We start from the raw sequence: 26,073 nt of genomic DNA on the forward strand, positions 1-26,073 counted from the left end.
ATGCTTCCCGGGCGTCAGTCAGGAGTTGACCCATGGAATTCTTGTTGTTCATCCTTCTGTTTTTTGCATGTCTCTATTTCCTGCCCAGCATCATTGCGGCATTTCGCAACACGCATCATCTGCCCGCCCTTTTCCTGCTCAACCTCTTTCTCGGCTGGACTTTCATCGGATGGGTGCTGACGCTCTTCATCGCGCTTCTGATTGAACGACGGGATGAATATGAGGCGCGTCGGCTGTTTTTCTTCAATCAGCTCGGTACGCCCCTTCCATCGCCAAATGCGACACGGTCCCGGACGCTTCTGCTCGTGATCATCGTTATATTGACGGTCCTGCTCGTCGTCGGGCTGTCCGAAAATGCGAGCCACGTCATGTCCCTGCTGCATGAATATGCCAATAACCCCAAAATCGAGACGGATTTCTAAGCTCGGCCTTTTATCCCGCACGGTTTCGGCGTGTCTCTTTACCAGGTTTTAATGCAACTCTTCAGCGTTCATCGCGTGTCATTTCTGACAGTTTCAGAAGGACTTCGTGATGACCGCCCGCGTGACAACCCTGGCATCCCTCGCTACCCTGATCGCCGTGACATCCTGCGCAGCGCCGGGCACGGAAAACCGATCGGACACCTATATGGCGGGCGAGGTCAATCAGCGTCAGGCCATCAAAGTCGTCTCCATCATCTCCGTTTCGCCAGCGCGCATTCAGGTCGATAATACCAGCCGACGGCGCACGGCGCAGATTGTTGGCGGCATTCTGGGTGCGGGCCTCGGTGCGGGGCTGGGCACAGGGGTCGCGCATTCAACCGCCGCGGGTGCGCTTGGCGGGCTGGGCGGCATCGCCGCAGGCGCGGCGGGCGGGTCCATCGTGCCCAGCACTACTTACGTCAATGGCGTGCAGATTGCCTATCAGGATGGCCATCAGGCTTTCAGCTCCGCGCAGGTTGGACGACTTTGTGAATACGGGCCGGGCTCGGCAACATTGATCGCGATGAACGCGACCCAGACGCGGATCCAGCCCAACCGTCAATGCGCAACGAAATAACAAGGTAAGTCGGGTCGGGCGACCGATCCATCCATCCGTCAAACTATTTCATGGCGCGTAAAATGCTTGCCATAAGTTAATGACTGGGAAACACTACGCTTTATTCGTCAGAAAATTAAAAATGTTCGATTGGGAATCAAGCGTATGTCTTCGAAAATGTTTCGCCAAAGCTCAGCCATCATTGCGCTTACAATGATGGCATCCTGCGCCGCACCAGGGACGGAAAACCGCGCCGATACGTACGGCAGCGCGCAGGTTAATCAACGTCAGGCCCTCAAAATCGTCACAATCATCGGGGTGGCGCCCGCACGTGTGCAGGTCAATAATTCCCGTAATCAGACAGCGGCACAGATTGCGGGCGGAATTCTGGGCGCCGGGCTGGGGGTCGGGCTTGGGCTTGGTGTCGGGCATTCCAATGCTGGCGCGGCGTTGGGCGGGCTTGGCGGGGGTGTTGCCGGTGCCGCGGCAGGTTCCATCGTGCCGGACACGACTTTCGTCAATGGCGTGCAGATCGCTTATAAAGATGGCAATGCCATGTATAGCTCAGCTCAGGTCGGGCGTTTGTGCGAGTTCACACCGGGCCAGGCCATGCTGGTCGCCATGACCCGCACTGAGACGCGCGTGCAGCCCAATCATCAATGCCCACGGTCCGGCAAATGACCTTCCCTACCATGCGCCGCTACGGCTTGCTCGCTACCATCCTGGCCCTGTCATCCTGCGGCGACCCAACTCCGCCACCCCAGACAGCGGAGTTCGACCCGGTCACGCAGCAGCAGCAACTCGCAGCCATGCAAGATGAGTTTGAACGCGATAACGCCTTAGCCTACCAATATCAGATGATGCAGGCGCAGCAACATGTTGCTGATGAAGCGGCAAAACAGAGGTCCCAGATCGACGTTCAGGCTGGCAGGTAGAGAGCGGGTGGGGCTTCTTCGGATTTTAACGTCTCCGCGTGATAATGCCCCGACTGACCGAACCTGTTGGCCCGGTAAGGGGCAGGTGTCTCGCCAGTTTGATACTGAACTCGGCTCGTAAAGGAACGAACATGCGATATACGCGCTCCAGGCGGTTAGCGGAAATGATCGGGTTTGCAAGTCTGGCGATCAGCATGGCAGGCTGCGGTGATCCGAAACCACCGCCGCAGGCAGCGCAGATCACGCCGGAAGAAATGAGCCGGAAAATCAATGCTGTCGAAACCGTGCAGGAGCAGAATGAGGCCGCGTCCTACCAATATTACATGCAGCAACAGAACGAGCGTGAACGTGCAGGTAGCAAAGCGGCCCGGTGAAGCGGGCGGATCTCACACCTCAATGGGCAAGCGGTATCCAGGCTGATGCCCGCATCCTTTTTGACCTTGCGACAAGGAAACAATCCTGCCCATCATCCCAGACTCCAAAATAAATCATTGAATCTGAAATAAAAAATGCAGCCTCACCATCCTGGGGGGTTTGCCCGTCCTGAAACATGCGCCAACGCGAGTCATTCAAGGCGGGTGGCCTTCGTCCAACCATGAGCGCTGAAAGATCGAATACTTCATCTCGACGAATTTTGGCTAATAGAGGACGTTGAAGCACTTTCGATGAGGCCTCCTTACCTTTTTCCATGACGAAAAACTTGGCGAAGTCTCATCGTCCATTAGGGACGGTTACGAGCTTAACGTTGTAAACCCTCTTCAGGATCCATGAAGGTCCCGAAGCGCCCCATCCGGCGAAAACTTGCCGGAAAATCATAGCCTTACAATTAAATTTCCATTTATCGACAACGGTGGAAAGGCAATGACAGTCCTCGTCCATCGCAGCATTATAAGGCCGCAATCCACCCCCAAGTTTTCGTCGACGCCTTACTCACCCTCATTTGTGATCATATTGATTTTCGCCTGAACGTCGCTTTTGAACCTTCGTCGGTCATCAAATAGGCGTCACATTCGCGCGAATCTCTCCGCCCTGTTCATCACATTCAGGCAGTGGCGCGTCGACCGACTCAGTTTTTGCCGGGCTGCCAGCGCCGTAAGGCCAGCGCATTCATCACGACGGAAAGGGAACTCAGCGCCATCGCCGCCGACGCCACGGCGGGTGTCAAAAGACCCATCACCGCAACAGGAATGGCGCAAAGATTATAGAGGAAGGCAAGCACCAGATTAGTTTTGATCTTGCGCAACGCCGCGCCGGAAAGCTGCATAAGGTCGCTAATCGCCGACAGGTCATTGCGGATCAGGATGATATCGGCGTGATTCATTGACAGCGCGGCAGCCGAGCCCATCGCGATCGAGGTGTCAGCACTGGCCAGCGCTGGCGCATCATTGACGCCATCGCCCACCATGGCCACGAAATGCCCGTCCTCACGCAGGGACCTGACAAGCCTGGCCTTCCCGTCCGGCAAAATACCGGCATGGATATTTGCGATGCCGAGTTGCGTCGCAATATGCCTGGCGGAAGCGGCGTGATCTCCCGTCAGGAGAACCGGCGTAATATTTTCATGGCGCAATCTGTCGATGACGGATTTCGCGTCCCTGCGCGGCGTGTCTTCCAAGGCAATAACGCCCAGTATTTGGCCCCTGCGCGCCGCGACGACGATTGTCTTGCCCTGATTCTCCAGAGGTTGAATCACGGTCTCAGGCAACGCGTATCCCTCAGAGATGAAGTAGGCTGGCGCGCCCGCCATGACGGCGTCATCCCCGATTTGCGCGGCAACACCACGCCCCGGCATGATGCGGAATTGCGTCACTTCCACCTCGTCAATGGCGTGAGACCGTGCATAATTGACAATGGCGCGCGCGAGAGGGTGCTCAGCATGATTTTCAACGGCGCTTAGAGTCGTCAGCAGATCATGTTCCGAAGCACCTGTAGCAGGGATCACATCCGTGACTTCGAATTGCCCCCGCGTCAATGTCCCCGTCTTGTCAAAAATAATCGTGTCGGATTTTGATACGGTTTCAAACGCCGCAGCATTGCGCATCAAGATGCCGCTTCGTGCAGCCCGCCCTCCCGCAACCATCAGCACAATCGGTGTCGCCAGGCCTAAAGCGCAGGGACAGGCGATGACCATGACGGCGATGGCGGCGGTCAGGCTTGTGAGGAAGATATGCGTGTGCAGAAACCACAATGTAAAAGTGGCGATGGCGACCACAATAATTGTTGGGACAAAGACGCGCGTCACGCGATCCACCCACCGCGAGATCGGTGCCTTTGTCAGTTGCGCATTCCTTACAGTCTCGACCATGCGGGCCACGACTGTATCGGCCCCGATGCACGTTGCGCGCAATTTCAGCACGCCATTGATGTTGGTTGTCCCCGCGAAAACTTTATCGCCCGCCTGACGGTAGACGGGGTGCGCCTCCCCGGTCAGGATCGCTTCATCGACTTCTGATTCCCCGCTGATCACCTCGCCATCAACAGCGATATTTTCCCCCGGTCGGATGATAAAGATATCCCCGACCTGGAGGCTTTCAATGGGTCGGTCCATAACGCCTTCCGGCGTTTCAACGTGGATCAGGGCAGGTTCAAACGCGAGAAGCGTTTCAAGATCCGCCGCCGCCTGCGCCTTCGACCGCGCCTCCAGCCATTTGCCGAGTGAAACGAAGAAAATAATGAAGACGCCCGTCTCAAAATAGAGATCCGCCTTGTCCCCACGAAACATATTCCAGACGCTGAAAAGATAGGCGCAGGATGTGCTCAGCACGACCAGCACATCCATATTGGCATCGCCACCCTTCAGGGAAGCAAAGGCACGCTGATAGAAATGCCGCGCGAGGTAGAATTGCACGATACTGGCGATGACCAGTTCGGGCCATGATAAGAAAGATAGGTGCCACCCTCCCCACATGACCAGCATCGTGCAAAAGAAGAAGCCCGCGCAGAGTGTCAGCAAAATCATGTCCCGGTCGAGGCCGAGAGAGCGCCGGGCGGGCCGCGCATCCTGCCCGACCGCCCGCTCATCCACCGCGTCAAAACCCGCTTTGCGAATAGCCGTGAAGATATCTGGCAGCGTGATGGGCCCGTTAAGAGTAATGGCCGCCCGCTCCGACGCGTAATCGACCCGGGCCGCCACGCCGTCCTGCCGGTTCAGCACACGTTCAAGACGCGCCGCGCAATTGGCGCAGCTCATGCCGCTGATACGGAGGGTGAGATTGTCAGACATAAAGCGTCCCTGTCGCAAAACCAGTATGAATGCCGGGTTTTGCCTTAATCGAGTTGCGCAGCAGAATAACCAGCATCTTCAACAATCTGAAGAATATGTGTCGGTGTGACAGATGGCGCTTGCACCGTCAGCTCAAGCTCATGTCGTTCCAATGAAATCACGATATCGCTGACATCCGCTTCACGGGACAGGGCTTTGCGCAATGTCGAGACGCATCCCTCACACATCATGCCTTCAACCTTGAAACGCAATTTCTGCCCCATTTTACCCGCTCCCTTCCCTCCGTCAGAACGCGCCATCGGCCCCTACGGAAAGCGTCAATCATGTTTATTCCCTATCAACAAGATGACTTTCCGCGACCATCTTTCAAGATGTCACGCGCCATTGTGATGCAGAAACTGACCATCGTGGGATAGGCGTTGACATGGCCGCGCGGCCTTCGCATTATGGGAGTCACGACCCGGGGGAGCCCTACCGAAAGGGCTGAGAGGCTGTCAATCTGGCACATGATGCCGGAGGTGCAGCGACCCTTTGAACCTGATCCAGTTGATACTGGCGTAGGAAGGATAAATAACCGTGCTGACACGGCCACATCCCTTTAAAGGGACATGCCAGAACCCGCCGACGCGCGCCGATGTCCGAGGCTGAAGCTGACTTTGCCGTGCTGGGTCGCGGCGTTGCCGCTCTGACCTGTGCAACCATGTTGCATGATGCCGGTTACAGCGTGGAAATCACCGTGCCGGATGGCGCGTCCGCCCCCATCTCACACCTCGCGGGCGGGATGCTCGCCCCTTATTGTGAAGGTGAGACGGCACCGGCGCCAATCGTCACAAACGGGCAACGCGCTTTGTCATGGTGGTCAAAACATGTGCCGGGCGTGCAGCATAATGGCACGCTTGTGGTTGCGCCCCCGCGCGATCAAGGTGAGCTGGAACGTTTCAGCCAGCGCACTTCGCATCACCGCTGGGTCGAACCGGGAGAGATTGAACCGGATCTCGCAGATCAATTTTCACGCGGCCTGTTTTTTCCTGATGAAGGCCATCTTGACCCGCGTAAGGCGTTGGCCAGTCTGGAGAACCGTCTCCGAACGGAAAATGTCGCTTTCTCAAAGCTGCCACATGCGTGCCAGATCATTGACTGCCGGGCTCTGCAATCCGCTGATCATCTGAGCGGCCTGCGCGGCGTGCGCGGGGAAATGCTGATTGTGAGAAATTCGCTCCTGACGCTCTCACGTCCCATCCGCCTCCTTCATCCTCGATTTCCCTGTTACATCGTGCCGCGTGATGACGGCGTCTATATGATCGGCGCAACCATGGTGGAAACAGGCTTCGCGGGTCGGCCAACGGCGCAATCCGTGATGGCGCTTCTTTCTGCCGCTTATAGCGTGCACCCGTCCTTCGCGGAGGCTGAAATATTGGAAATGGGGGCCGGCGTGCGCCCGGCTTTTGAGGATAACATCCCCCGCGTCATCTACGAGCATGGGCGGTGGCATGTGAATGGCATGTATCGACATGGCTTCCTCATGGCCCCCTATTGTGCCGAAACGCTTATCCATTTGCTTCAGGAGGTGCGGAGATGAAGATTTTCGTCAATGGTGACATCATTGAAACGGACGCAACGTCACTCGCTGAATTGGTGGCGGCCCATCCGGGCGCGTGCAAGGCTGTTGCCACGGCGGTCGATGGCACCTTCATCGCGCGAGATCAGCGTGCCGCCTTTATCATTCAGCCAGACATGCGGGTTGAAATTCTTTCCCCGATGCAGGGGGGGTAGCATGTTCTACGGCGTACCTCTCAAAAGCCGCCTCTTCCTCGGCACGGCGCAATATCCTTCCCCCGCTATATTACGCCGCGCCATCATCGCGTCCGGGGCGGATGTCATTACCGTGTCCCTACGGCGGGAAGGGGCGGAGGGCGCCTCCTTCCGCGAGATCCTTCAGCAGAGCGCGTGTCGCATCCTGCCGAACACGGCGGGCTGCCACAGTGTGAAGGAAGCTGTCACAACAGCCCACATGGCCCGCGAGCTTTTCGGCACAAGCTGGATCAAGCTTGAGGTGATCGGCCATGCGGATACGTTGCAACCGGACCCTTTCAAGCTTGTCGAAGCTGCCCGCATCCTCTGTAATGACGGTTTTGACGTGTTTCCCTACACCACGGAAGATCTCATTCTGGGGGAAAGATTACTGGCGGCCGGGTGCCAGGTGCTGATGCCCTGGGCTGCGCCGATCGGTAGCGGGCAGGGTTTGCGGCATAAAGAGGTGCTGCGGACGATGCGGGCCTGGTTTCCCGATACGCCCATCATTATCGATGCCGGAATCGGCGCGCCGAGCCAGGCCCTTGAGGCGATGGAAATGGGTATGGACGGCATTTTGCTGAACACCGCCATCGCACATGCACGTGATCCGGAACGCATGGCCCGCGCCTTCCGTCAGGCCGTTGAGGCCGGGCAGGACGCCTTTCAGGCCGGGCTTATGCCGCGCCGGGATATGGCGCAGCCATCGACACCTGTTTTCGGCATGGCGGACCTGACATGACGTCTGAATTGCCGTCATTTTACCTCATCCTCGACACAACGGAACATATTGAGGCGTGCCTCAAAGTCGGTTTGCGCCTCGTCCAGATGCGGATCAAAGACCGCCCTCTTTCTGTGATCCGCGAGGAGATCGCGCACGCAAAACATCTTTGCGACGCTTACGGTGCCATCCTCGTCGTCAATGATTACTGGCAGATGGCGTGTGAGCTGGGCTGTGGCTGGGTGCATCTGGGGCAGGAGGATCTCGACCATGCTGATCTGACGCAGATCCGTCGCGCGGGGCTGCGCATCGGACTTTCCACCCATAATGATGCGGAACTGACGCGCGCTTTGGCACTGACACCCGACTATATCGCGCTCGGCCCGATTTATGAGACGAAACTGAAAGAGATGAAGTGCGCGCCGCAGGGATTGGGCAAAATCAGGGTCTGGAAAGACCGGATCAGCCCCCTCCCGCTCATCGCCATTGGCGGTTTGACGCCTGAGCGTCTGCCCGGGGTCCTTAAAGCCGGTGCCGATGTGGCCTGCGTTGTCACGGATGTCATCACCGCGCCAGACCCGGTCGCACGCTGTCGGCTCTGGCTGGAACGCACAAGCGAGGCGCAACATGTCGCGTTATGACCGACAGGTCCGGATATTCCCCAATGGAGAACGGGATCAGGCGCGTTTGCGGCAGGCCCGCTTGCTTGTCATCGGCGCGGGGGGGCTGGGGGCAAGCCTTTTGCCACTCCTCGTAGGCGCGGGGTGCGGATATATCGCGATCATGGATAATGACATGGTGGCGGCGCATAATCTGCACCGGCAGACGATTTTCCGTGAAAGTGACATTGGACATAATAAGGCGGAATGCGCTGTTCATCATCTCTCGACGCTCAATTGTGACAGCCAGCTTGTCGCGATGCCGCACGCGATAACGCCGGATCGCGCGGTGTCCCTCATCCCCGATTTCGATATCGTCGTTGATGCGGCGGATGAAGTCGCGGTGACCTACGCGCTTTCAGATCTATGCAAGCGGCGCAACACCCCTTTTATCTCCGCTTCCGTGGCCGGGCGCATGGGGTATGTCGGTGGTTTCTGCCACGACGCGCCCAGTTACCGGGCCATATTCCCCTCCCTGCCTGCACGTGTCATGACATGCGGGGAGACGGGCGTGATGGGGCCGGTTGTCGCCGTGATGGGCGCTTTGCAGGCGCAAATGGTGCTGGATGTCTTGATGAGCACATCACCCTCGCCCCTCGGCCTGATGTTTCAGATCAATCTTGAAAGTTGGAAGACGGCGCAATTCCGTTTTGACAGCGCTTCGGAGCCTGAAACGCCTCACGCGGCGTTTATCGGTGCGACGTCCCTCAACGCCACGGACCGTATTTTCCTGATGCGTCATGCGGAACTTGACCCTCGATTTTTCAAAGGTGATGTCCAGACGATTGAAGCGGATGAGGTGGGGCATCTTGAAGCTTCACCGGGCCGCAGATGTGTCTTCATCTGCCGTCGGGGCGTCTCAGCCTGGCGGGCTGCGGAAAGTTACATGCGGCAGACGGGGGACAGTAACGTCGCCATCATCGCCTTCCATCAGGAAAGCGAGATGACGCTTTCGGCCTGAAGCACCTCCCCCGATGAGGAGGAGGTGCGTGTCCTCAAAAGCGCGCGGCGAGGCTCAGATTAAAGGAGCGCCCCATCCCTGCCAGAGGGGAAAGTATTTTCGTGGCTTTATAATCACCAAGTGACCATCCGCCGAGCGGCAGATAATATTTTTGATCCAGGACATTCTCGATCGCGGCGTCGAGTGTGAAGGCCCGCCAATTATAGCGCAATCCCATCCCAAGCAACGCGTAACCCGGTGTTCTCGGCTCATGACGCAGCCAGTCGACCGTGCTTTTGCGCTTCACAAGGGTGACATCAACCCGCCCCGTGAAGTTTTTATAGGTGCTGTGAAAGCCGATTGAGCCACTTGCCGGCATCTGGTGATAGAGACCGGACCCCGTCACCTCATCCTGGCCCCGGACCCAGTTCAGGTAGCTCACGATGGCGCCACTCCCCCAGATCCGACTATTATAAAGCCGCACGCGGCCATTCGCATTGATGCCGTAACTTTGCGCATTATGGTTGACGAAACGGAGCTTCTCAAACCCTTTCCCCAACGTGCCGATGCGCGTCACATTGATGTAATTATGGGTGTATGTATAGAAAGGCTGGATGTTTATCGCCCATTTCCGTTGTGACGCATCATGAAGGCTGAGCGTGTAACTGGCTGTGTAAGCCACTTCCGGTTTAAGGTCAGGATTGCCGACATAACCATTTCCATCCCCGAACCAACCGATCATCTTCGTCGCCATCGCGCCCATACCCCAGGCATAACGCTCATACATATTGGGTGAACGCGTTTTGCGCGCGAAACCGCCTTCAAGGCTGACACGCTCATTGGCCACGTAACGGGTCGTTGCCGTCACATCAAAATTGACATCTGTGCGCCCGCGATTCAACGCATTGAAAGCCCGCGCCGCATTGGCGTCGGGGCGGGACATCATCCCGGTCCAGGAATAGGGCGCGACATTGCCCGTATTCATCATCACAACATCATTGCGGACACCAAGTTGGGAGGAAAATTTCGGCGTCCATTGGGCATCCCATGACAGATAATGCCCGATCCGGTCGCGATGGCCGTTATTAATGCTGTGAAATGTCCCCGGCCCCATCATTTTACTGCCCATGAGGGGCGGCCACCAATCATTCAACCCGTCATGGATGAACTGACTTCCCATCATCAGGCGATGCCGGGTTGATAGCGGTATCGTCACATCGACATTATAACCGACCGTGCGTTTATCGGTGTTCATCGGCATGCCCGTCGTCGCACTGTGGCCACCTTTATCCGCCAGCATATTCATGACGTGGTTGACACGTTGCCAGAAACCACGCGCCTCCAGCGTGCCCCAGTCAAAAGCCCCCTTATAATGGCCGTTTACGAAGCTTGAGCGGTTATTGGTCATGTCCATATAGGCGTTGGGGAAGCCTTCATACGGAATATCCTGCTGGCCGAAAGTCAGGTCCGCCGCGTGGGCGCCTTTCTGAAAACCCGCCGTGACCGCATGATTGAAAGACAAATAGGAAGTTGAACGGACACGATGCCCTGCCCCGCCCGTCCTGTAGTCACTCGCATGGGCGTAGGAGCCGGTATAACGCAGGCTCCACATATCATTTGCGACGGTCACACTCCCTGACGCGCCTGACCCGCCGCCATTACTGCGATAATCACCCCGTGCCCGGCCCGTGACGAGGACGGAATGGGTTTTGGAAAATTCCAGCGGGCGGCGTTTGATGAGAACCGAGCCACCAATGCTGTCGCCCCCTTCCGACACGGACGTAATGCCCGCAATGGCCCGCGCGACGGACACACTGTCAGGATCAACGTACGACATGATCGGATTCATGTGATTGGGGCAGCCATCCCCCATGCGCATACCATCGACAATGGTCGCGACACGGTCATCCGCCATGCCGTTCAGGACGGGCAGATTGGCGACGCCACCCGCTACATAGCTGGAATAACCGAGCTGGCCGGTAAGAAGGTCCGACGTATCGGCACTATGAGAGTCACCGGGCCGCCGGGCCGTGACATTGAAATAATCCGTGCGGGACATGGGTCTGTCCGCTTCCACCGTCATGGCCGCGCGCGGGGTCGCAGAAAGGGCGGAATCGGTCAGTAAAAGGGCGCTCAGAGCGCGCATTAACATGGGCACGCCGCGCCGTAATTTGCGCAGCCGATCATGTGAGGCAGGCATTGATTTATCCTGAAATAAAAATGGAATCTCACCGCGCGCGGAGGGCGCGCGACACATGACATTTCAGGATGGAGAAGGCGGGCCCTGCCCGAAAGGGCGCGGAAAGAAAATCGGCGGCGGCGCGCGCGCTGTAAAAAGCACGCGGTGGAGACGCAGGACGGGCTGACTTGAAAGGGGAAAGATGACAGCCTGCGCCACCATCATTGCAGCAAGCGTCAGGAGCGGACAAAGCACGCACCCTTGATGCACATGACCGGGCTTATGTTTGTGATGATGGTGATGCATCCCCGCTGACGCAGCAGAAGATACACCTGGCGCAATATCAATGCCGAGTAGACGCACAATTTCGGCGCGCGGGACTTCATCGGGCGTGGCCAGACTCTGAAGGGTGAGTTCACCTGTAAATCCGAGGAGGATGAGAAGAGCGAGGCACAAATGACGCAGTTTGAGGCGTGTTGCGGCCCGCACGCTTCTTTGCATCGCCCCCTCCTGCTTCCTTCAAGATGACAGCATCCTGAAGTCGGCTATATCCGGTCCCGCGCGGATCTCGCAAGCTTTACGAAGGGTTAAAAATCACAATAGAAACGATTTCACTTTTGTGTGACCGATTTGCCCGCGCAAAACAGGTCGGGTGGCGCCTGCCCCTTCAGGAAGCACGCACCACCCTTCAGGCGCTTTTACTGGAATGGCAGATAACGGAAGGAAAGGAACGCCATATGCGCATCCGTATGGGGCTCACCGCCCATACCGGAGAAGGACCATAGAGTGGTGTAGGAATATTGCGCGCCGATCCGCAACGTGCCGTAATCCCCATGCAGAGACGTCCACCAGAAACCGGCCGTGCCCTGGGCGGATTGCCGAATACTCGTCTGGCACAGACGGGCGGGGGCACCCTCATGCTGACAGCCGGAGAGCTGATAGAGGGGGTTGCCATACCCGTAAGGCAACCCGCCTGCCGTAAATGACTGCCGGGATAAAACAGCCTCCGTGCCCGCATAGGCGAATAACTGGAAGCTCGGCGAGACATTGCCGTAAATCCCTGCCAAAGCGAGCGCGGCCGGGAGGGGGGCAAGCTGCCCATCCGGACCGATTGTCGCATCCGGCGTGTTGGCAGAGCTGTAACGTCCAATCCCTTTACCGAACAGGCCGGAAAGTTGGAGGTTGATCTTGTGTTTTTTCTCCAGCGGCAGGATGGCGCCGCCGCCACCCCCGCCCGCAATCTGTGCCGCGGATTTGCCATAACCGTCATAAGTGACGCGGCTATGCGCCACGCGCATCAAACCGTAAATCTCATAATGCCCCCAACCCGGGTCCGCGCCGAATTTGGCGATGACATCCGGGGCAATGTCAGTCGAATAATCCGTGGAGGGGTTATTGATCCCGACGCCCGGGTTACGGAAAGTGCTGTGCGTCGCGCCCGGCGGCAGATAGGCCCCGCCCGGCCCCGGCGCGATCACCTGTTGCGGGCTTTCGATGGAGAGGCCCAGGTTGTACCGCGAATGGTCAAACCCTTTGACAATCCGGATCTGCGGGTTTCGCGTCCAGGTAAAACCGGGAATATATTGTGCGTCGATGACAATCGGCGTCTGCTCATCACGCGCGCGCATACCGTGATTTTGCAGGGTCAGAAGCGTCCAGTTCTGACCCGCCAGCAATGTGAGATCGTCTTTATCATCCATCAACTGGCCGTAAAATACACGCTCTCGCAGCACGTAACTGTTGGAAAGACGTGAATTTGAGGAGGAGCCGGAAGCCTGAAAGTCGGTCTCGATATAAGCCTGGGCGCGTAGCCCGCTGGCAATATTTCCTTCAATAAGGGCGGCGAGCCGACTTTGCCGCGCTGTTTCCCGGAATTCCGTGATCGCATGATTGGGATCATTGCCGAAAGGCAGCGTGCCGAAATTGGAGGAAATATCAGACGCGTTATTGCGTGAGCGGAAAATGGATGCCGCCTCCACATAGCCGCCCAATGTGATGCGCAACCCGCCAACCTGTAACTGCCCCCGCCGGAGCGGGCTCGAAAGACTGAGCACGCGTCCGGTCGGTGTTCCCGTCAATTGTCCGTAAGGCGTGGCCGCGTTGATGGGCGGCAGGAGGATGGAACGCTCATCCATGCGGGGATAATTCGCCATGGCCATGTTATCGGGTGGGAGCGCCCCACTGACGGGACGCAGCGCGTCACCGCGCGGGCGCATAAACTGCGGGTCCCCCTCAATTTCACGACGTAATTGCGCCAGTGCCTTCCGCTGACGAAGCTGCTCTTTCTGGTGCGCGGCGCGGAGCGATTCAAGCTGTCGCTGCATCGTATGGATCTGCTGTTCCATCTGCTCCAGCTTCTGCATCCCATCCGCATGACCGATATGCGGCATGGCCGTGCTCGCGATAAGGCCGATCAGCAGCGCCCGCCGCGTTATCCTTGATAGGGGGTGGACCTGAAAACCCAGTGACTTACGCAACAATGACGATCCTTCTCCGACTGTTTCGGAGACATTACAACGGTCACTCTTTGCGTTTTGTGAAGATCTTGTGAAACCTTATCGGGGCCTGATTAAGGCGGCAATAACGCCCCGAAAGATGCGTCAGAAACGTGTGCTGACAGTGCCGAAAAACTGCCGCACCGACCCACGCTCGAGAGATTGATAATCCCCGACGAACGGATTGCCATTTTCCCCCATCATGGAGATGTAATGGGAGTTGAAGAGATTATAAACGTTGAAGGAAATCGTCAGGTCTTTCGTCAGCCCGACATTGCCGAAATTATAACGCGCCCCCGCATTGGCCAGCCAGTAACCCGGCACGGACGTGTCATTCGTATAGCTGAAATAACGGCGGGAGAAATATTGCACGTCAAAATGAGCTTCAAGGTTGCGCCAATTATAAGCGAGGTTTCCCTTGTACATAAAGTCCGGATAATTGACGAGGCGCTTGCCCTTCGTGTCGTAAGTCACGCCGGCACCACCAATATTATCCCCGTAAGTGCCGTGCATATAGCTGACGCTGTTATACAACGTGACATTTTTAAGCGGATGCAGGGTCAGCCCCGCATCGACGCCATTGATCTGCACGCTTGTCTGCGCCACAGTAGAAATCGGCTGAAGAATAGTCCCCTGCGTCGCTGCCTGAAGACGGTTGGAGGCATCAACATGATAACCGGCGAGACTGGCCTGCATATAGCGGTTCGTGTAGCGATATCCGACCGTATAGACCCAGTCCCGCTCCGGTTTGACTTTTTTCTGCAGGTCACGGAAAATTTCCTGGCTCTGCACGGACCAAAGCGAATTGCCGCCACCATTTGGCAAAACGAGGTAGCTGCGCATATTTTCCGCGAGATCAAAATAAAGCTCATGTCCGGGCAGAAACTGCCAACTTGCCCCGAAATGCGGCAGAAACGCGTCAAATGCCGTCATCCCGCCATTTGGCAGGGCGTCAACGCCTGTATAAGCCGCATTATTGTAATCCGCGCCGCCGCCCGTATGGGCCAGCATTGATTTGAAACCCGCAACAAGGCGAAGATTTTTGAAGGGCCGCCAGACATCCTGTATGTGCGCCGCGAAATTATTCGTGTGCCACATATAATTATAGCCCTGCTTGAAAGCCGGCCCATATGTTGTCCATGGCCCGACGGTCGCGAGCGGAGAACCCTGACCTAAAACGGGCTCATCGTACCAGAACAGACTTTCCTGCTGATTATTATTTTCGAACCAGACCCCGGCATCAATGTGGTGCTTATCAAGATCATAAAGCAGGGAGGATGTCAGACCGAACCGCTCCTGCCGGGTTGACCAGACGGACATGGAGAGAGGCGCACCCGTCCCGAGGGAAGGCTGGTCATAGTCGGAGTAAGTGTAATAGCCTGTATCGCTCTGACCATAAACGACCGAGCGCCAGCGAAGACGGTCGGTTAATGCGAAATCGAGATTGAGCCCGCCCGTATAATCAATCTGGACCTGACCGCCATCATAGAGATAAGCCTGATCATCATTCGCCTTCATGGCAGGTGAAGCCGGAAGGTCAAGGTCGCCTGGCGCATAAGCGTAGGCTTTGGCGTAATTGGGATAGAGGCGGGGGATGCGCCAGCCCAGCGCATCGATCATCGCGAGGGAATAATCCGGATATCCCCATTGCGCCAGAGAGCTCCAATTGAAGAACGCCTTGATTTTGCTGTCATGACCGATGGGCTGCACAATTTTGGCCTGGACCTGCTTTTGCTGCTGGTCGCCTGAGCCCATCCATAATTTCTCATCCGCGCGGGTGAAGGAGACGTAGGCTTTAGTGCCTGTCTTGTTGATTTCACCCGTATCACCACGGAAATACGTGCGCATGGAGCCGTAACTCCCGAAACTCTGCGAGACTTTCCCGCCTTGCTTCGCTGTCGGGTCTGACGTTTCAAACTGGATTGTGCCGCCGAGGGTTGAGGTGGAAGGGACCTCAACACCCCCTGGCCCTTCCGACACGGTGACATGCGCAATATCATCCTGAACCGCCGCCTGGATGATGCTGACGCCATTATTGCTTTCATAAGTCTGGTCATTCAGCGGGATGCCATCCAGCGTATAGCCGATCTGATCCATAAAGAAGCCGCGCACATAGGTGCTCGTGCCGAATGTGTCGATCCCGAGCGGATCGGTTGAGCTGAAGCTCACACCCGGCAGTCGCCCGACCGCATTCATGACATTTGTGCCAGGGACCATCTGCTTCATAATGAGGGTGGACACGGCATTTTCAGCGCCGCGTGACAGGCTGCGGCGCGACGACACCACAAGCCGGTCGGATGATCTCGCCTCAACCGCTTTCGGGGCAGTGGCGTCACGCGGGGGTGCAGCTCTCTGCCCGGCTTTGTGCGCCGCACGGTGCAGATTATGATGCGACGATGCCTTGTCGCTCACTGCCCCACCTTCCGCCAAGTCACGCGCCGCCGCAGCCTGCACCGTCAGACATGTGACCGCACCGGAAAGACACAGCCGAAACCATGTGGTGGGGCGGCGGCCATCGACGGAAACAATGCGGAGAAAGGCGGGATTTTTGGGCATTCAGATGTCTTCGGAACAGGGATCACGGCATCGACGAACGCGCGCCAGCTTGCGCGGACGCGGGAAGCAAGGGGAATAACCGCGATCCCGCGCTATTTCAACTTTCTATCCGAAGGTTGAAAATGCCGAAGCGATAAAAAACCGGGATCGTGCTTTCCCTGCAACCTTTTATGCCGTCAGCCCGCCTGCCAACCCCTTAGACCGACAGTGAAAATGCCGCTCGGAAACGATTCAGCGCAAGGGCTGAGTCCGATTGGGCGAATGCTTCCAACCCGATCGGACCGGCATAATGCATGTCATGAAGTGCCTTTGCGATGGCGGGATAACCAATCTCACCCGTCCCCGGCTCACAGCGGCCCGGCACATCCGCCACCTGAATTTCCCCGATATAAGGCAGGCAGCGTCGCAAGAGGGAAATCAGATTCCCCTCCCCGATCTGCGCGTGATACAGGTCCAGCATCAGGCGCAGATTGGGGTTATTGACGGCCTTGATCAAAGCGAGGCAATCCTCCGCTTTCGCAAACGGCACGCCGGGATGGTCAATGGCGGTATTGAGGTTTTCCAGCACGAAGGTGACGTTATGCTGCGCGCCCAGATCGGCGAGGCGCGAGAGCGTGTCGCGCGCCTTCATCCACATTTCCGGTGTGACGACCGGCACGGGGGTGACGGGCAGTCCGGCAGGGCCCAGACCTGTCCCATGAATATTCAGCCGGGTAATGCCGAGTTCCTGCGCGATCGGGATGGACCGGGCCGCAGAGGCGAGAAAATCATGAATGGCATCTTCCTCGACCAATCCGCCGCTGACATAGCCGGTCATGGAGGAAAATACAGCGCCCGTCGCCTTCAGCGCCTTGATGTCGTGCCGGGTCCAGTCCCAGATTTCCACCATAAAGCCGCGCGCGGAGATTTCACGCACGCGCTCGGTGATGGGCAGGTTGGTAAAAAGCATCTCCGCGCAGGCGGCGAGTTTGAAAGGCGTCGCGAAGTCCGTCACAATGTCACCAATTGATTGTTCTGAGCGTGACATGCCGCCCCGAAAGGCGGCACATACGCTGTTTTAGTGGGTCGTGGCTTTGACGCCGAGTTCACCCGTCAGAAACTGCGCGCGTCCATTCCCGAAGGACCAGTGCGCATCTTCGTTTTCCACGACCGAAATCATGACATCGGAGGATTTGATCTGGCATTCCGCCTCCAGACGTTCAGTAAGGCGCCTGTAAAACGCGGCGGTTTTCTCCTCCCCGCGTGGCCGACTGAACATCTGGATGAGGAGGACTTTTTCCGTACGCGGAATATCAAGTCCGGTATCCTCCACAATCATATGAGACGGCTTATATTCACTGACGAGCTGATAGCGATCCCGCCGCGGCACCTGAAAAACTTCCAGCATAGCCTCATGCGCGACATCAAGAATTTTCCGGATTTCCGCCGGGCTGCGACCTTCGAGCATATGAAAATGGAGAAGCGGCATAGGTTGATCCTTTTTTGACTGAGTTAAAGCCCTGTCCCATCAGGTGGAACGGACGATTAATAGGGCAGATGCGCCTGATCAGGGTCCATCGAGAACTTCCAGACGCGATGCGGCCCCGCCATGACATTCAGGTAGAAGAGGTCGAAACCCACCGGTGCCCCGACCGGATGATATCCTTTGGGCACCATGACGACATCGCCATCAGACACCGCCATCGCCTCATCCAGGGTTTTATCCTTGGTATAGACGCGTTGCAGCGCAAAATCGCTGCCACGTTTGAGGCGATGGTAATACGTCTCCTCAAGATACGTTTCGTTGGGGTAATCATCCGTGTCATGCTTGTGCGGCGGATAGCTTGACCAATGTCCGCCGGGGGTGATGACCTCGACGACGAGAAGCGTCTCCGCCTGCGCCGTGTCCGGCAGGATATTGCGAATGTAGCGCTGGTTATTACCTTTGCCGCGCGGCACCTCCCCCACCTCGTCCGGTTTGATCAGGCGCGCCGGATATTTCCCCTGCGCGGGGGACGAGCATACGGCCACCTCCAGATCCGTTTCCGCCCGAATGGACCATGCTTCATTCGGGGGCACATAAACGGACCAGGGCAGACCCTCAAACGGATTTTTACGCTCGCCCAACAAGCCGAAATCCCGTCCGGCCGCTTCAATTCGTCCTTTACCCCCCAGCAGCACCAGGCAGATTTCCGTTTGATCGGTCGTGCCGGAGGTCACCTCACCAGCCGCCAGCTTGCGGACTTCAAACCCGACATATTTCCACCCTGCCGATTCCGGCGTAACCCTGACAGTGACGCGATCAGGCCCGGGCGCCTGCGAATGAACAAGCAAATTCGTCATGACATCATGCCTTTACTGCCCGTTCCGCCTTCACGCCAGTAAGCATGCGGTGAATGCGGAACCGGGAAACCAATCTTAAACCGATTTGCGTCACGCAGAAACCTTGCCCGTTTCGCGTGCGGCTTCAATAGCCGTCCATGCCTTGACAAATATGGTAAATTTTTCGGCCATTTCCGAAACGGCCTTTTCGTCATCAATCTGTCCGGCCAGCCATGCGCGCGCCGTTTGGCCAAAAATCGTGCGGCCAATCGCAAAACCTTTGACCCACGGCGTGACGGCGGCCGCCTTGAAGGCTTCCAGCAAATCATCCGTCGGCGCATCAAGGCCAAGTATGACAATACCGCGGCAAAGCGGGTCACGTTCCGCGATGACGGCCGCGATGCGTTGCCAGGCTTCCGGGTCCTTGCTGCCTTCCAGTTTCCACCAGTCCGGCTTGATGCCAAGGTCGTAAAGACGTGTCAGAACGCGGGCAACTGTATCCCGGTCAATCACGCCATTTTTACCGCTGATGATCTCCAGCAGAAGCTCCCGCCCCGTCCGGCGACAGGCATCATAGGCCCTTTCCAGCTCACGCTCCTGCTGAAGGCGCAGTTCCTCCGGGTCATCCGGGTGGTAAAAACAAAGGCATTTGACGACATGGTCAATCGGCCATTCCGCCAGATGAGCGCCCAGACTCCCCCCATCATCAAAATCCAACGGGCGTGAGCCGGGCTTTTCAATCGGGCGCGCGATCCATAAACCTTTATGCGACGCGTCAAACAGCGCATCCTGGCCGAAACGCCCATCCATGAAAGTGCCAAATCCGGGGCGCCCCTTCGCCACTCTGTCCAGCGCCTTGATCGTGAGGCGTTTGAAGGCTGAGATCCTCTCCGGTGCGGCACCGGCCTCACGGGCCATATCCTCAAGCTGCATGCGATGATCACAGGCCAGCGCCATAATCGGCATGGATTGCGCCCGCCTTGTTGTGGCCCAATGCAGGTGGTTAAGCGCCGCATCATGACGCAGCGCCTTAAGAGGGCTGCCATTTTTCAGGAAGTAACGAAGCTCTTCCCATGTCGGAATTTCCGCCGAACATAACAGGCGCGAGACGGCGAAGGCGCCGCAGGCATTGGCGTAAGTGCAGCAGGTTTCAAGCTTTTCACCCCGCACCCAGCCGCGCAGGAAGCCGGACATGAACGCATCACCCGCGCCCAGCGTATTATAAACATCAATCGGGAAGCCCGCGCCGCGAATACCTTTTTCAAGACTGTCGGGAATATCATCTTCGAATACGACGCATCCCATGGGGCCGCGTTTGCAGACAATCACGGCCTGCGTCAAACTGCGGATCCGTCGGATCGCCTCCAGCGTGTCTTCACTCCCGCCCGCAATATGGAGTTCCTCCTCCGTGCCGACAATCAGGTCACATTCCGGCAGGATGGCACGGAGATGCCGGGTGACATCGTCGGAACGGACATAACGGGATTCCCCCTCACCTATGCCAGCGAGGCCCCAGAGATTGGGGCGGTAATCAACGTCGAAAACCACTTTGCCGCCCGCTTCATGGATGATCTTCATCGCCTTGCGCTGGGCCGCCGCGCTGTGCGGACGCGAGAAATGCGTGCCAGTCACCACGACTGCCCTGGCCCGGCGGATGAGTGCCGGATTGATATCGTCTTCATTCAGCGCCGCATCCGCACAATCCGTGCGGTAAAACAGCAGGGGGAAGTTTTCCCGGTCACGCACACCGAGAATCGCCAGGGCCGTCAGGCGGGCCGTGTCGGTCACCACGCCCTGCGTTTCCACGCCCTCACGCGCCAGGCGCTCCCGGATGAAGCGACCGAAAGCCTCATCACCCACCCGCGTGATCAGCGCGGCGCGCAGGCCCAGGCGTGATGTCCCGATTGCAATATTTGCCGGACACCCGCCCACAGCTTTGCTGAACGTCGCCATATCTTCCAGTCGGCCACCGATCTGCTGGCCGTAAATATCGATGGATGCGCGCCCGATCGCGATAATATCCAGTTGCGACGCTGCCATGAGTGTTCTCCAACTTAAATTCGTTAAGCGGAATAGAACATATGTTCCCTTATTTGTCTATTAAAGGAATAAATTTTTATGACTCGGGAAACATCCTCCCTGCCAAAACGATATTCCTTTCGTGTTGAGACGCGCTATCTATCTCGCATTTGACGCAGAACAGGGTACGAATCATCAATGTGTAACGACATGCGGGAGACCGGCAGAGGCATCATGGCGCGGGTCGCGCCACTCAGCGCCTATGACCAGCTTTATCAGAACATCCGCACACAACAGGCCGCGCTGCCGCCGCGATTGAGGCAGATAGCGGAATATATCACGCAGCACCCGAATGATGTTGCTTTGGGGACCGTCAAAAGCATGGCTTCCGCCGCAAATGTGCAACCTTCGACGGTCATCCGGTTTGCCCGATTATTCGGCTTCAACGGTTTCAGCGAGATGCAGGCCGTCTTTCAGAACCATCTTCGCAGCCGCGTCACACCTTATCAGGAGCGGGTCAGCGCCCTCCATCGCGTGGATGGGCAGCCCGTGGCCGCTTGCGATGTGCTGGAAGGGTTCCATCGTGCGGCCACAGAATCGCTGGAAGCGCTCCATCACCTCGTGGACCCTGAACGTCTGCAGAAAGCGGTCGCCTGCCTCGCACGCGGCCGCGTCATCTATATTCTCGGCCTGCGCCGCTCCATGGCTGTTGTGCGCTACCTCGCCTATTTATTCACCAAGCTTGAAATCCCACACCGCGTTGTGGGTGCTGAAGCGGGGATGGAAGAGGAATCCATTTTCGGCGCCGGGCCGGAGGATGCGGCCCTCGTCATCAGCTTCAGTGAATATGCGCCTCTGACCGTTCACCTCTTCAACCAGCTTGAGAAAAGACGCGTGCCGGTTGTCTCACTGACGGATAATGCGATCAGCCCCATCATCCCCGCATCCGGCCTCTGGTTTGAAATTGTTGAAACCGATTTCCAGGGATTCCGAGCTAATGCGGCAACGATGGTCATGATTATGACTCTTGCCGCCGCCATTGCCGAGCGGCGGAAGTAACAGCGCATCGCCGTCACTGAACGCTTTCACTCCTCGGCGACTTGCCATCAGGCGGGGCGCTTGCGTGCATTATGTGCAGCTCCGCCTCGACAGGGCGCGCCGACAGATTTGTGACGCGCCCCGACCGCGATTTTCATATTTCAAGATCAATCATGCCGGAACAGCGCGCGTGTAGGTTATTAACCCGCAATATTACACAAAAAATATTGGAAATCACCATTAGAAAACGCTATGCGATGGGTAAATCTTCGAAACGCGATGTCGTAAAATGTCTTAATGTTAGTATATAAAATCATTATAAGAAGTAGTTTGTTGATATTACCTAAAATTATACATAAGTTTTAATCATGTTAACAAGTTTATACTTCGTTTGAATTGAACATTGTGATATATAGCATTATTGCAGATCAATAAAAAAGGAAACATCTGTGATGTGTAAATATCTACCGGTCATTTTGACCGTCTGTACCTTGTCGGGTTGCGCAGGTGCGTCTTCCACATCAGGGACACATACTCACCCTCAGGTGAAAAATAAAAGTTCGGCCGTAGGGTCTTTTGATGACCGTTCAACCAGCGTGCAAATTATTGACTGGCTTAACGTGCCCGTTACAGACATTAAGCTCGTCAGTCAGGGTGTCTATGAAGGTGAATGGAAAGCCTCCCCACCATCTGACATTCAATTCGATAGTGAAGGTCATATGGTGACAACATCCAATGCCTGGCTGCATGGCGCTGGCGGGTGGGCGACTTACAAAGTCAAAAATGACGGCGCAAATCTTTCCTTCGCTTGGTACAATCCTTATAACGGGAGCAATTCTTACTGGGTTAGTTCGGACCCTGACGATTATTATTTCACGCAGGAAGGCACAGGAGGCGGAAATAACGCGTCCATTACCTGGTACGTGCGCAAAAAAACACGCCCGCAGCCGATCAAAAATTATAGGGCCATCATCATGGCGGACGCGCAGCCATGGCGTTTATCGTCGGGTGGTGACCCGAATTCAGAAAGTGAGAATGGCGCGCCATGGAGGAAAATCGACAGCAACACCTTCAATGCGATCAAAGAGCATAGCAACGTCAAATTCATGATCAACAACGGTGATTTGACCGAATATGGTCGCACGACACAGTACAACGACTATGCGCGCATTTATCATGCAACCAATATTCCGCTTCTGGAGGGGTTGGGAAATCATGATTACGCCAATAATGTTCATGATTGCTATGCAATCGAGGATTGGGGACCATCTTCCGATGGGTGCGCTCTGAACATGGTCATCAGGGAATATAATCATATTCAATATATGAAGAATAATATTGATCAAATTCCCGGCGCCGCCTTCAGCGCAGATGTGTCTCGATCAGAATATACGGATTCTGAAATTGGATTCGACGAATATGGTGGAAGCTTTTCTTATTCCTGGGATGTCGGGGATGTTCACTACGTTCAACTTCAGAATCATCCCCTTTACACGATAAATTTAGAAGCCGATACCGTATTCCTGCAGACCTCGGTGGATATCACCAACTCTCTCGCATGGCTCAGACGAGATCTCGAACGCGCTGATCTGAGGGGCAAGGTCACCATCATCAATTTCCATGACGCCAGACCTTTTTACAATGATGGCGACTCTCACTTCCTTAATAAAGGTAATCTACAGGATCTCGCCACGTTTAAATCGATCATCACGTCCCATAAGGTCAAGGCGATCTTCGTCGGACACACGCACGTGCAAGCTTACTGCCGGGCACAAAACGATACTGCTTTCGGCAATATCCCTGTTTACACGGCCGGGGCGCTTTTTAAAGGTGATTACTACCTGATTGACGTTAAAGGACAGGAGATCAGCGTCTCCGCCTTCAACGGTAAAACAGGGATGCCCGATCTGGTGAGAGATCTGGGTGTGATTGGCAGCGATACCGATTTTTCGAGCACATGCAGTAATTTATGAGTTTAATTCCCTCTTCCTGCAAAGGAGGGCGGAGTTCTTCGCGTCGAACTGACAAAAGATCCGTTTCGTCCTCGGCGCTTCGACGCGAAAACACGGAGTGGGGCATGGTCGACGTCACGCATCTGGCGGCAAGCTCATTTCAGCTTCAGCGAATTTCCGCTGGCGGGCGCGCCGCTCCAGCCAGGCCAGAGCCGCAACGCCTGCCGCCGCCAATCCACCGGAGCCGGAAATCCCGCCCAGGCGCATGAACATCGTCATCAGCAATGGACGATCATCACCCCTTCGGAATTTGTCAACATCGGCTGCCGAGACGGAAAGCGCCGCATTGCCGAAACGTTGCAGCACATAATTACTGACCGCCGCGACCTGCGCATCTGATAACTCATCCGCAAAATGGGGCATGGACACAATATGCCCATCCACCTCGCGATGCACACCGGTCAGGATGCTCATCACAAGGTTACGCGGCGTTATCCCGCCTGTCGCCGTGTTTGCAAATAATGAAGGGTAGAATTGATCCCGCGTGCCAGCGCCGTTCAGTTGATGGCAAGAGGCGCACGCCCCGATAAAAATCTGCTCACCATTGAGGGAAGAATTATCGGAAAGCGCCCCTGCGGCCCGCGAGGCCCCAAGATGCAGGGCCTCGAATGTCAGTTCCTGCCGGGGATGCCGTGCGAAAGCCGGCTCCCTTTGGCCTGCATCCCGAAGGGGCGGGACAGTCTTCAGGTAACGGACGATGCCGTAGAGATCATCGTCAGAAAGATGGCTCAAGCCGTGTTCAATCGCTTCCGCCATGCCGCCGGACGCCTGCGCCTTACCGTGCACAGCCCCCGTTTTGAGAAATGTAAAAAGCTCATCATCTCGCCACGCCCCGATGCCGCTGATTTCATCTGACGTGATATTCGGCGCGTACCAGCCGCCGACAACCGCCCCGCCAAGATAGCGACGCTTATCTTCGCCAAGGAGGCTGTTGCGCGGTGAATGGCAGGCGGAACAATGTCCCATGACATCGACGAGATACCGCCCACGCGCAACACTGCCGGGTTGGTCACGCGCATCATCGACCGGGCGCCCGCGCGCGAAAAGCCAGTTCCACCCGGCCATGAGGGAGCGGACATTAAAGGGAAAGGGAAGCCGTGTTTCAACCGTTGGCGCGGCATCAATGGCAGTGACGTTATTCTTCAGATAAGTGAACAGCGCGTGCACATCCTGGTCGCTCATCCCGGCATAGGATGTATAGGGCATGGCGGGGTAAAGATGCCCGTGTGGCGACACGCCATGACGGATGGCTTTAGCAAAGGCGGCTTCATCCCATCCGCCAATGCCGAAAGTTTTTGAAGGTGTGATGTTCGGCGCGATAATGGCGCCGAGAGGGGAATGGATGGCTTTGCCACCCGCATAGGGCGTACCATCAGGCCCGATATGACAGGCTTCACAATCCGCCTCGCGCGCAATGTACGCACCGCGCGCCATAAGGGCCTGGTGGTCCGTACCGGCCGACGCCGCAGCGGCGATGAGCGGCGCACATGCGACAACACCCGAGATCAGGCGGGAAAGGGCATTCACCCCGATAAGCCGGAGAGATCTCATCTCAAATATCAGTCCTGCCCGATCGTTGCGGGTGGTTCCACCCAGTAATTTGTTTTTCCACGGGCGTAAGACGGTATGACGGTCGCATCGATTGTTGATCGATACATGAGCGCATTTTCATAGGCGACAAATTGCGCATCATCTTCCGTGCAGTCCGATCGGGGCCCGCCTGTATAGCCGAGATAAAAGGCTGAGATGATCGCCTTGGCTACTTCCGACGCTTCAGGATAAGCCGCAGCAAATTCCTCCCAATGAGACATCAGGGGCCGGGCGAAATCCTGCGCAGCGCGTTCAAGGTGCAGAAACCTGTCTTCAAACCGGGCATCCACCTTACAGAGTGCCTTGTAACAGCGGGATGCAAGATGCGGATCAAGCTTTTCCTGACCCGTCAATTGCGCGGAAATCCGGGCAAATCCGGACTTACCGAAGGCGGGGGCAATGTCCTGCAGCGGGGGCGTATCCACCATGGCCCGGCCGCCCCGCGAGATTTTTCTTTTAAAAAGCGACAGACTCATGGGCGTGACCCTGTTTGCGGTCAGAACGCCGACCGCTCGGTCGACCGAATGGTTGGATCACGACGCATCCATCTGACCCTGGGACGCATCGGCGAAGCGCCTGGCCTTTACGCCAGGCGCT

24 protein-coding genes and 1 riboswitch are annotated in these 26,073 nt (G+C 56.6%); of the genes, 12 read left to right on the forward strand and 12 right to left on the reverse strand.

Annotated features, from left to right (window positions below):
* The first annotated feature begins 32 nt into the window (after positions 1 to 32).
* The 5 genes from N5W20_RS03740 (at position 33) to N5W20_RS03760 (ending at position 2,326) form a co-directional block, all read left to right on the forward strand.
* Entirely contained in the window at positions 33 to 422 is a 390-nt protein-coding gene (locus N5W20_RS03740) for a superinfection immunity protein (RefSeq protein WP_319807575.1), read from the forward strand.
* Between the two features lie 106 nt (positions 423 to 528).
* Entirely contained in the window at positions 529 to 1,038 is a 510-nt protein-coding gene (locus tag N5W20_RS03745) for a hypothetical protein (RefSeq protein ID WP_319807576.1), read from the forward strand.
* A gap of 144 nt (positions 1,039 to 1,182) precedes the next feature.
* A complete protein-coding gene (locus tag N5W20_RS03750; protein WP_319807577.1) occupies positions 1,183 to 1,698 on the forward strand; it encodes a hypothetical protein in 516 nt (171 codons plus the stop codon).
* An 11-nt stretch (positions 1,699 to 1,709) separates the two neighbouring features.
* The gene (locus N5W20_RS03755) at positions 1,710 to 1,952 is read left to right on the forward strand and encodes a hypothetical protein (RefSeq protein ID WP_319807578.1); all 243 of its coding nucleotides are present in this window, start codon (positions 1,710 to 1,712) and stop codon (positions 1,950 to 1,952) included.
* Positions 1,953 to 2,083: 131 nt separating this feature from the next.
* Positions 2,084 to 2,326 carry a hypothetical protein gene (locus tag N5W20_RS03760; protein WP_319807579.1) on the forward strand — a complete coding sequence of 81 codons (243 nt, stop codon included), beginning with the start codon at positions 2,084 to 2,086 and terminating at the stop codon, positions 2,324 to 2,326.
* A gap of 692 nt (positions 2,327 to 3,018) precedes the next feature.
* Here N5W20_RS03760 and N5W20_RS03765 read toward each other — a convergent pair.
* Positions 3,019 to 5,175 (reverse strand): heavy metal translocating P-type ATPase, encoded by a 2,157-nt coding sequence (locus N5W20_RS03765; protein ID WP_319807580.1) that lies wholly within the window; start codon positions 5,173 to 5,175, stop codon positions 3,019 to 3,021.
* A gap of 44 nt (positions 5,176 to 5,219) precedes the next feature.
* A complete protein-coding gene (locus N5W20_RS03770; protein ID WP_319807581.1) occupies positions 5,220 to 5,474 on the reverse strand; it encodes a heavy-metal-associated domain-containing protein in 255 nt (84 codons plus the stop codon).
* 153 nt (positions 5,475 to 5,627) lie between these two features.
* Positions 5,628 to 5,756, forward strand: a riboswitch (TPP riboswitch).
* A gap of 53 nt (positions 5,757 to 5,809) precedes the next feature.
* On the opposite strand from N5W20_RS03770, the gene N5W20_RS03775 reads away from it, so the two are divergent.
* The 5 genes from N5W20_RS03775 to N5W20_RS03795 are packed head-to-tail and all read left to right on the forward strand — an operon-like array spanning position 5,810 to position 9,307.
* On the forward strand, positions 5,810 to 6,754 hold the full coding sequence (locus N5W20_RS03775) for an FAD-dependent oxidoreductase (RefSeq protein ID WP_319807582.1): 945 nt from the start codon (positions 5,810 to 5,812) through the stop codon (positions 6,752 to 6,754).
* Positions 6,751 to 6,948, forward strand: a complete 198-nt coding sequence (gene thiS, locus N5W20_RS03780) for a sulfur carrier protein ThiS (protein WP_319807583.1) — start codon at positions 6,751 to 6,753, stop codon at positions 6,946 to 6,948. The genes N5W20_RS03775 and thiS overlap by 4 nt, the downstream gene beginning before the upstream one ends.
* A gap of 1 nt (position 6,949) precedes the next feature.
* Positions 6,950 to 7,708: a thiazole synthase gene (locus N5W20_RS03785; RefSeq protein WP_319807584.1), complete on the forward strand. Its 759-nt coding sequence runs from the start codon at positions 6,950 to 6,952 to the stop codon at positions 7,706 to 7,708.
* A complete protein-coding gene (locus N5W20_RS03790; RefSeq protein ID WP_319807585.1) occupies positions 7,705 to 8,328 on the forward strand; it encodes a thiamine phosphate synthase in 624 nt (207 codons plus the stop codon). The genes N5W20_RS03785 and N5W20_RS03790 overlap by 4 nt, the downstream gene beginning before the upstream one ends.
* Entirely contained in the window at positions 8,315 to 9,307 is a 993-nt protein-coding gene (locus tag N5W20_RS03795) for a HesA/MoeB/ThiF family protein (RefSeq protein ID WP_319807586.1), read from the forward strand. Before N5W20_RS03790 ends, N5W20_RS03795 begins: the two co-directional genes overlap by 14 nt.
* A gap of 34 nt (positions 9,308 to 9,341) precedes the next feature.
* Here the strand turns inward: N5W20_RS03795 and N5W20_RS03800 are convergent, their stop codons facing one another.
* The 8 genes from N5W20_RS03800 to N5W20_RS03835 form a co-directional block, all read right to left on the reverse strand.
* A complete protein-coding gene (locus tag N5W20_RS03800) occupies positions 9,342 to 11,438 on the reverse strand; it encodes a TonB-dependent receptor (RefSeq protein WP_408869433.1) in 2,097 nt (698 codons plus the stop codon).
* Positions 11,439 to 11,549: 111 nt separating this feature from the next.
* Entirely contained in the window at positions 11,550 to 11,966 is a 417-nt protein-coding gene (locus N5W20_RS03805; protein WP_319807588.1) for a DUF2946 family protein, read from the reverse strand.
* 197 nt (positions 11,967 to 12,163) lie between these two features.
* A complete protein-coding gene (locus N5W20_RS03810) occupies positions 12,164 to 13,945 on the reverse strand; it encodes a hypothetical protein (RefSeq protein WP_319807589.1) in 1,782 nt (593 codons plus the stop codon).
* Between the two features lie 120 nt (positions 13,946 to 14,065).
* Complete coding sequence (locus tag N5W20_RS03815) at positions 14,066 to 16,516, reverse strand: TonB-dependent receptor (RefSeq protein ID WP_319807590.1); 2,451 nt, start codon at positions 16,514 to 16,516, stop codon at positions 14,066 to 14,068.
* A 196-nt stretch (positions 16,517 to 16,712) separates the two neighbouring features.
* The gene (locus N5W20_RS03820) at positions 16,713 to 17,543 is read right to left on the reverse strand and encodes a TIM barrel protein (protein ID WP_319807591.1); all 831 of its coding nucleotides are present in this window, start codon (positions 17,541 to 17,543) and stop codon (positions 16,713 to 16,715) included.
* Positions 17,544 to 17,573: 30 nt separating this feature from the next.
* A complete protein-coding gene (locus N5W20_RS03825) occupies positions 17,574 to 17,984 on the reverse strand; it encodes a tautomerase family protein (RefSeq protein WP_319807592.1) in 411 nt (136 codons plus the stop codon).
* A 56-nt stretch (positions 17,985 to 18,040) separates the two neighbouring features.
* A complete protein-coding gene (gene iolB / locus N5W20_RS03830; RefSeq protein ID WP_319807593.1) occupies positions 18,041 to 18,838 on the reverse strand; it encodes a 5-deoxy-glucuronate isomerase in 798 nt (265 codons plus the stop codon).
* A 90-nt stretch (positions 18,839 to 18,928) separates the two neighbouring features.
* Positions 18,929 to 20,857 carry a bifunctional 5-dehydro-2-deoxygluconokinase/5-dehydro-2-deoxyphosphogluconate aldolase gene (locus tag N5W20_RS03835; protein WP_319807594.1) on the reverse strand — a complete coding sequence of 643 codons (1,929 nt, stop codon included), beginning with the start codon at positions 20,855 to 20,857 and terminating at the stop codon, positions 18,929 to 18,931.
* Between the two features lie 177 nt (positions 20,858 to 21,034).
* Between N5W20_RS03835 and N5W20_RS03840 the strand changes: the two genes are divergently transcribed.
* Entirely contained in the window at positions 21,035 to 21,895 is an 861-nt protein-coding gene (locus N5W20_RS03840) for a MurR/RpiR family transcriptional regulator (protein WP_319807595.1), read from the forward strand.
* Positions 21,896 to 22,326: 431 nt separating this feature from the next.
* Positions 22,327 to 23,847 (forward strand): metallophosphoesterase, encoded by a 1,521-nt coding sequence (locus N5W20_RS03845; RefSeq protein ID WP_319807596.1) that lies wholly within the window; start codon positions 22,327 to 22,329, stop codon positions 23,845 to 23,847.
* A 114-nt stretch (positions 23,848 to 23,961) separates the two neighbouring features.
* Here the strand turns inward: N5W20_RS03845 and N5W20_RS03850 are convergent, their stop codons facing one another.
* A complete protein-coding gene (locus N5W20_RS03850) occupies positions 23,962 to 25,437 on the reverse strand; it encodes a c-type cytochrome (protein WP_319807597.1) in 1,476 nt (491 codons plus the stop codon).
* 8 nt (positions 25,438 to 25,445) lie between these two features.
* On the reverse strand, positions 25,446 to 25,952 hold the full coding sequence (locus N5W20_RS03855) for a sugar dehydrogenase complex small subunit (RefSeq protein ID WP_319807598.1): 507 nt from the start codon (positions 25,950 to 25,952) through the stop codon (positions 25,446 to 25,448).
* Positions 25,953 to 26,073: the final 121 nt, after the last annotated feature.

It is taken from the genome of Candidatus Kirkpatrickella diaphorinae (assembly GCF_025736875.1).
Taxonomy (GTDB): domain Bacteria; phylum Pseudomonadota; class Alphaproteobacteria; order Acetobacterales; family Acetobacteraceae; genus Sorlinia; species Sorlinia diaphorinae.

Coding starts and splice junctions, on each gene's coding strand:
- N5W20_RS03760 (WP_319807579.1), top strand. CDS start 2,084: ATGCGATATACGCGCTCCAGGCGGTTAGCGGAAATGATCGGGTTTGCA.
- thiS (WP_319807583.1), top strand. CDS start 6,751: ATGAAGATTTTCGTCAATGGTGACATCATTGAAACGGACGCAACGTCA.
- N5W20_RS03785 (WP_319807584.1), top strand. CDS start 6,950: ATGTTCTACGGCGTACCTCTCAAAAGCCGCCTCTTCCTCGGCACGGCG.
- N5W20_RS03815 (WP_319807590.1), bottom strand. CDS start 16,516: ATGCCCAAAAATCCCGCCTTTCTCCGCATTGTTTCCGTCGATGGCCGC.
- iolB (WP_319807593.1), bottom strand. CDS start 18,838: ATGACGAATTTGCTTGTTCATTCGCAGGCGCCCGGGCCTGATCGCGTC.
- N5W20_RS03855 (WP_319807598.1), bottom strand. CDS start 25,952: ATGAGTCTGTCGCTTTTTAAAAGAAAAATCTCGCGGGGCGGCCGGGCC.
- N5W20_RS03765 (WP_319807580.1), bottom strand. CDS start 5,175: ATGTCTGACAATCTCACCCTCCGTATCAGCGGCATGAGCTGCGCCAAT.
- N5W20_RS03750 (WP_319807577.1), top strand. CDS start 1,183: ATGTCTTCGAAAATGTTTCGCCAAAGCTCAGCCATCATTGCGCTTACA.
- N5W20_RS03800 (WP_408869433.1), bottom strand. CDS start 11,438: ATGTTAATGCGCGCTCTGAGCGCCCTTTTACTGACCGATTCCGCCCTT.
- N5W20_RS03795 (WP_319807586.1), top strand. CDS start 8,315: ATGTCGCGTTATGACCGACAGGTCCGGATATTCCCCAATGGAGAACGG.
- N5W20_RS03805 (WP_319807588.1), bottom strand. CDS start 11,966: ATGCAAAGAAGCGTGCGGGCCGCAACACGCCTCAAACTGCGTCATTTG.
- N5W20_RS03820 (WP_319807591.1), bottom strand. CDS start 17,543: ATGTCACGCTCAGAACAATCAATTGGTGACATTGTGACGGACTTCGCG.
- N5W20_RS03770 (WP_319807581.1), bottom strand. CDS start 5,474: ATGGCGCGTTCTGACGGAGGGAAGGGAGCGGGTAAAATGGGGCAGAAA.
- N5W20_RS03825 (WP_319807592.1), bottom strand. CDS start 17,984: ATGCCGCTTCTCCATTTTCATATGCTCGAAGGTCGCAGCCCGGCGGAA.
- N5W20_RS03850 (WP_319807597.1), bottom strand. CDS start 25,437: ATGAGATCTCTCCGGCTTATCGGGGTGAATGCCCTTTCCCGCCTGATC.
- N5W20_RS03840 (WP_319807595.1), top strand. CDS start 21,035: ATGTGTAACGACATGCGGGAGACCGGCAGAGGCATCATGGCGCGGGTC.
- N5W20_RS03755 (WP_319807578.1), top strand. CDS start 1,710: ATGCGCCGCTACGGCTTGCTCGCTACCATCCTGGCCCTGTCATCCTGC.
- N5W20_RS03775 (WP_319807582.1), top strand. CDS start 5,810: ATGTCCGAGGCTGAAGCTGACTTTGCCGTGCTGGGTCGCGGCGTTGCC.
- N5W20_RS03845 (WP_319807596.1), top strand. CDS start 22,327: ATGTGTAAATATCTACCGGTCATTTTGACCGTCTGTACCTTGTCGGGT.
- N5W20_RS03790 (WP_319807585.1), top strand. CDS start 7,705: ATGACGTCTGAATTGCCGTCATTTTACCTCATCCTCGACACAACGGAA.
- N5W20_RS03740 (WP_319807575.1), top strand. CDS start 33: ATGGAATTCTTGTTGTTCATCCTTCTGTTTTTTGCATGTCTCTATTTC.
- N5W20_RS03835 (WP_319807594.1), bottom strand. CDS start 20,857: ATGGCAGCGTCGCAACTGGATATTATCGCGATCGGGCGCGCATCCATC.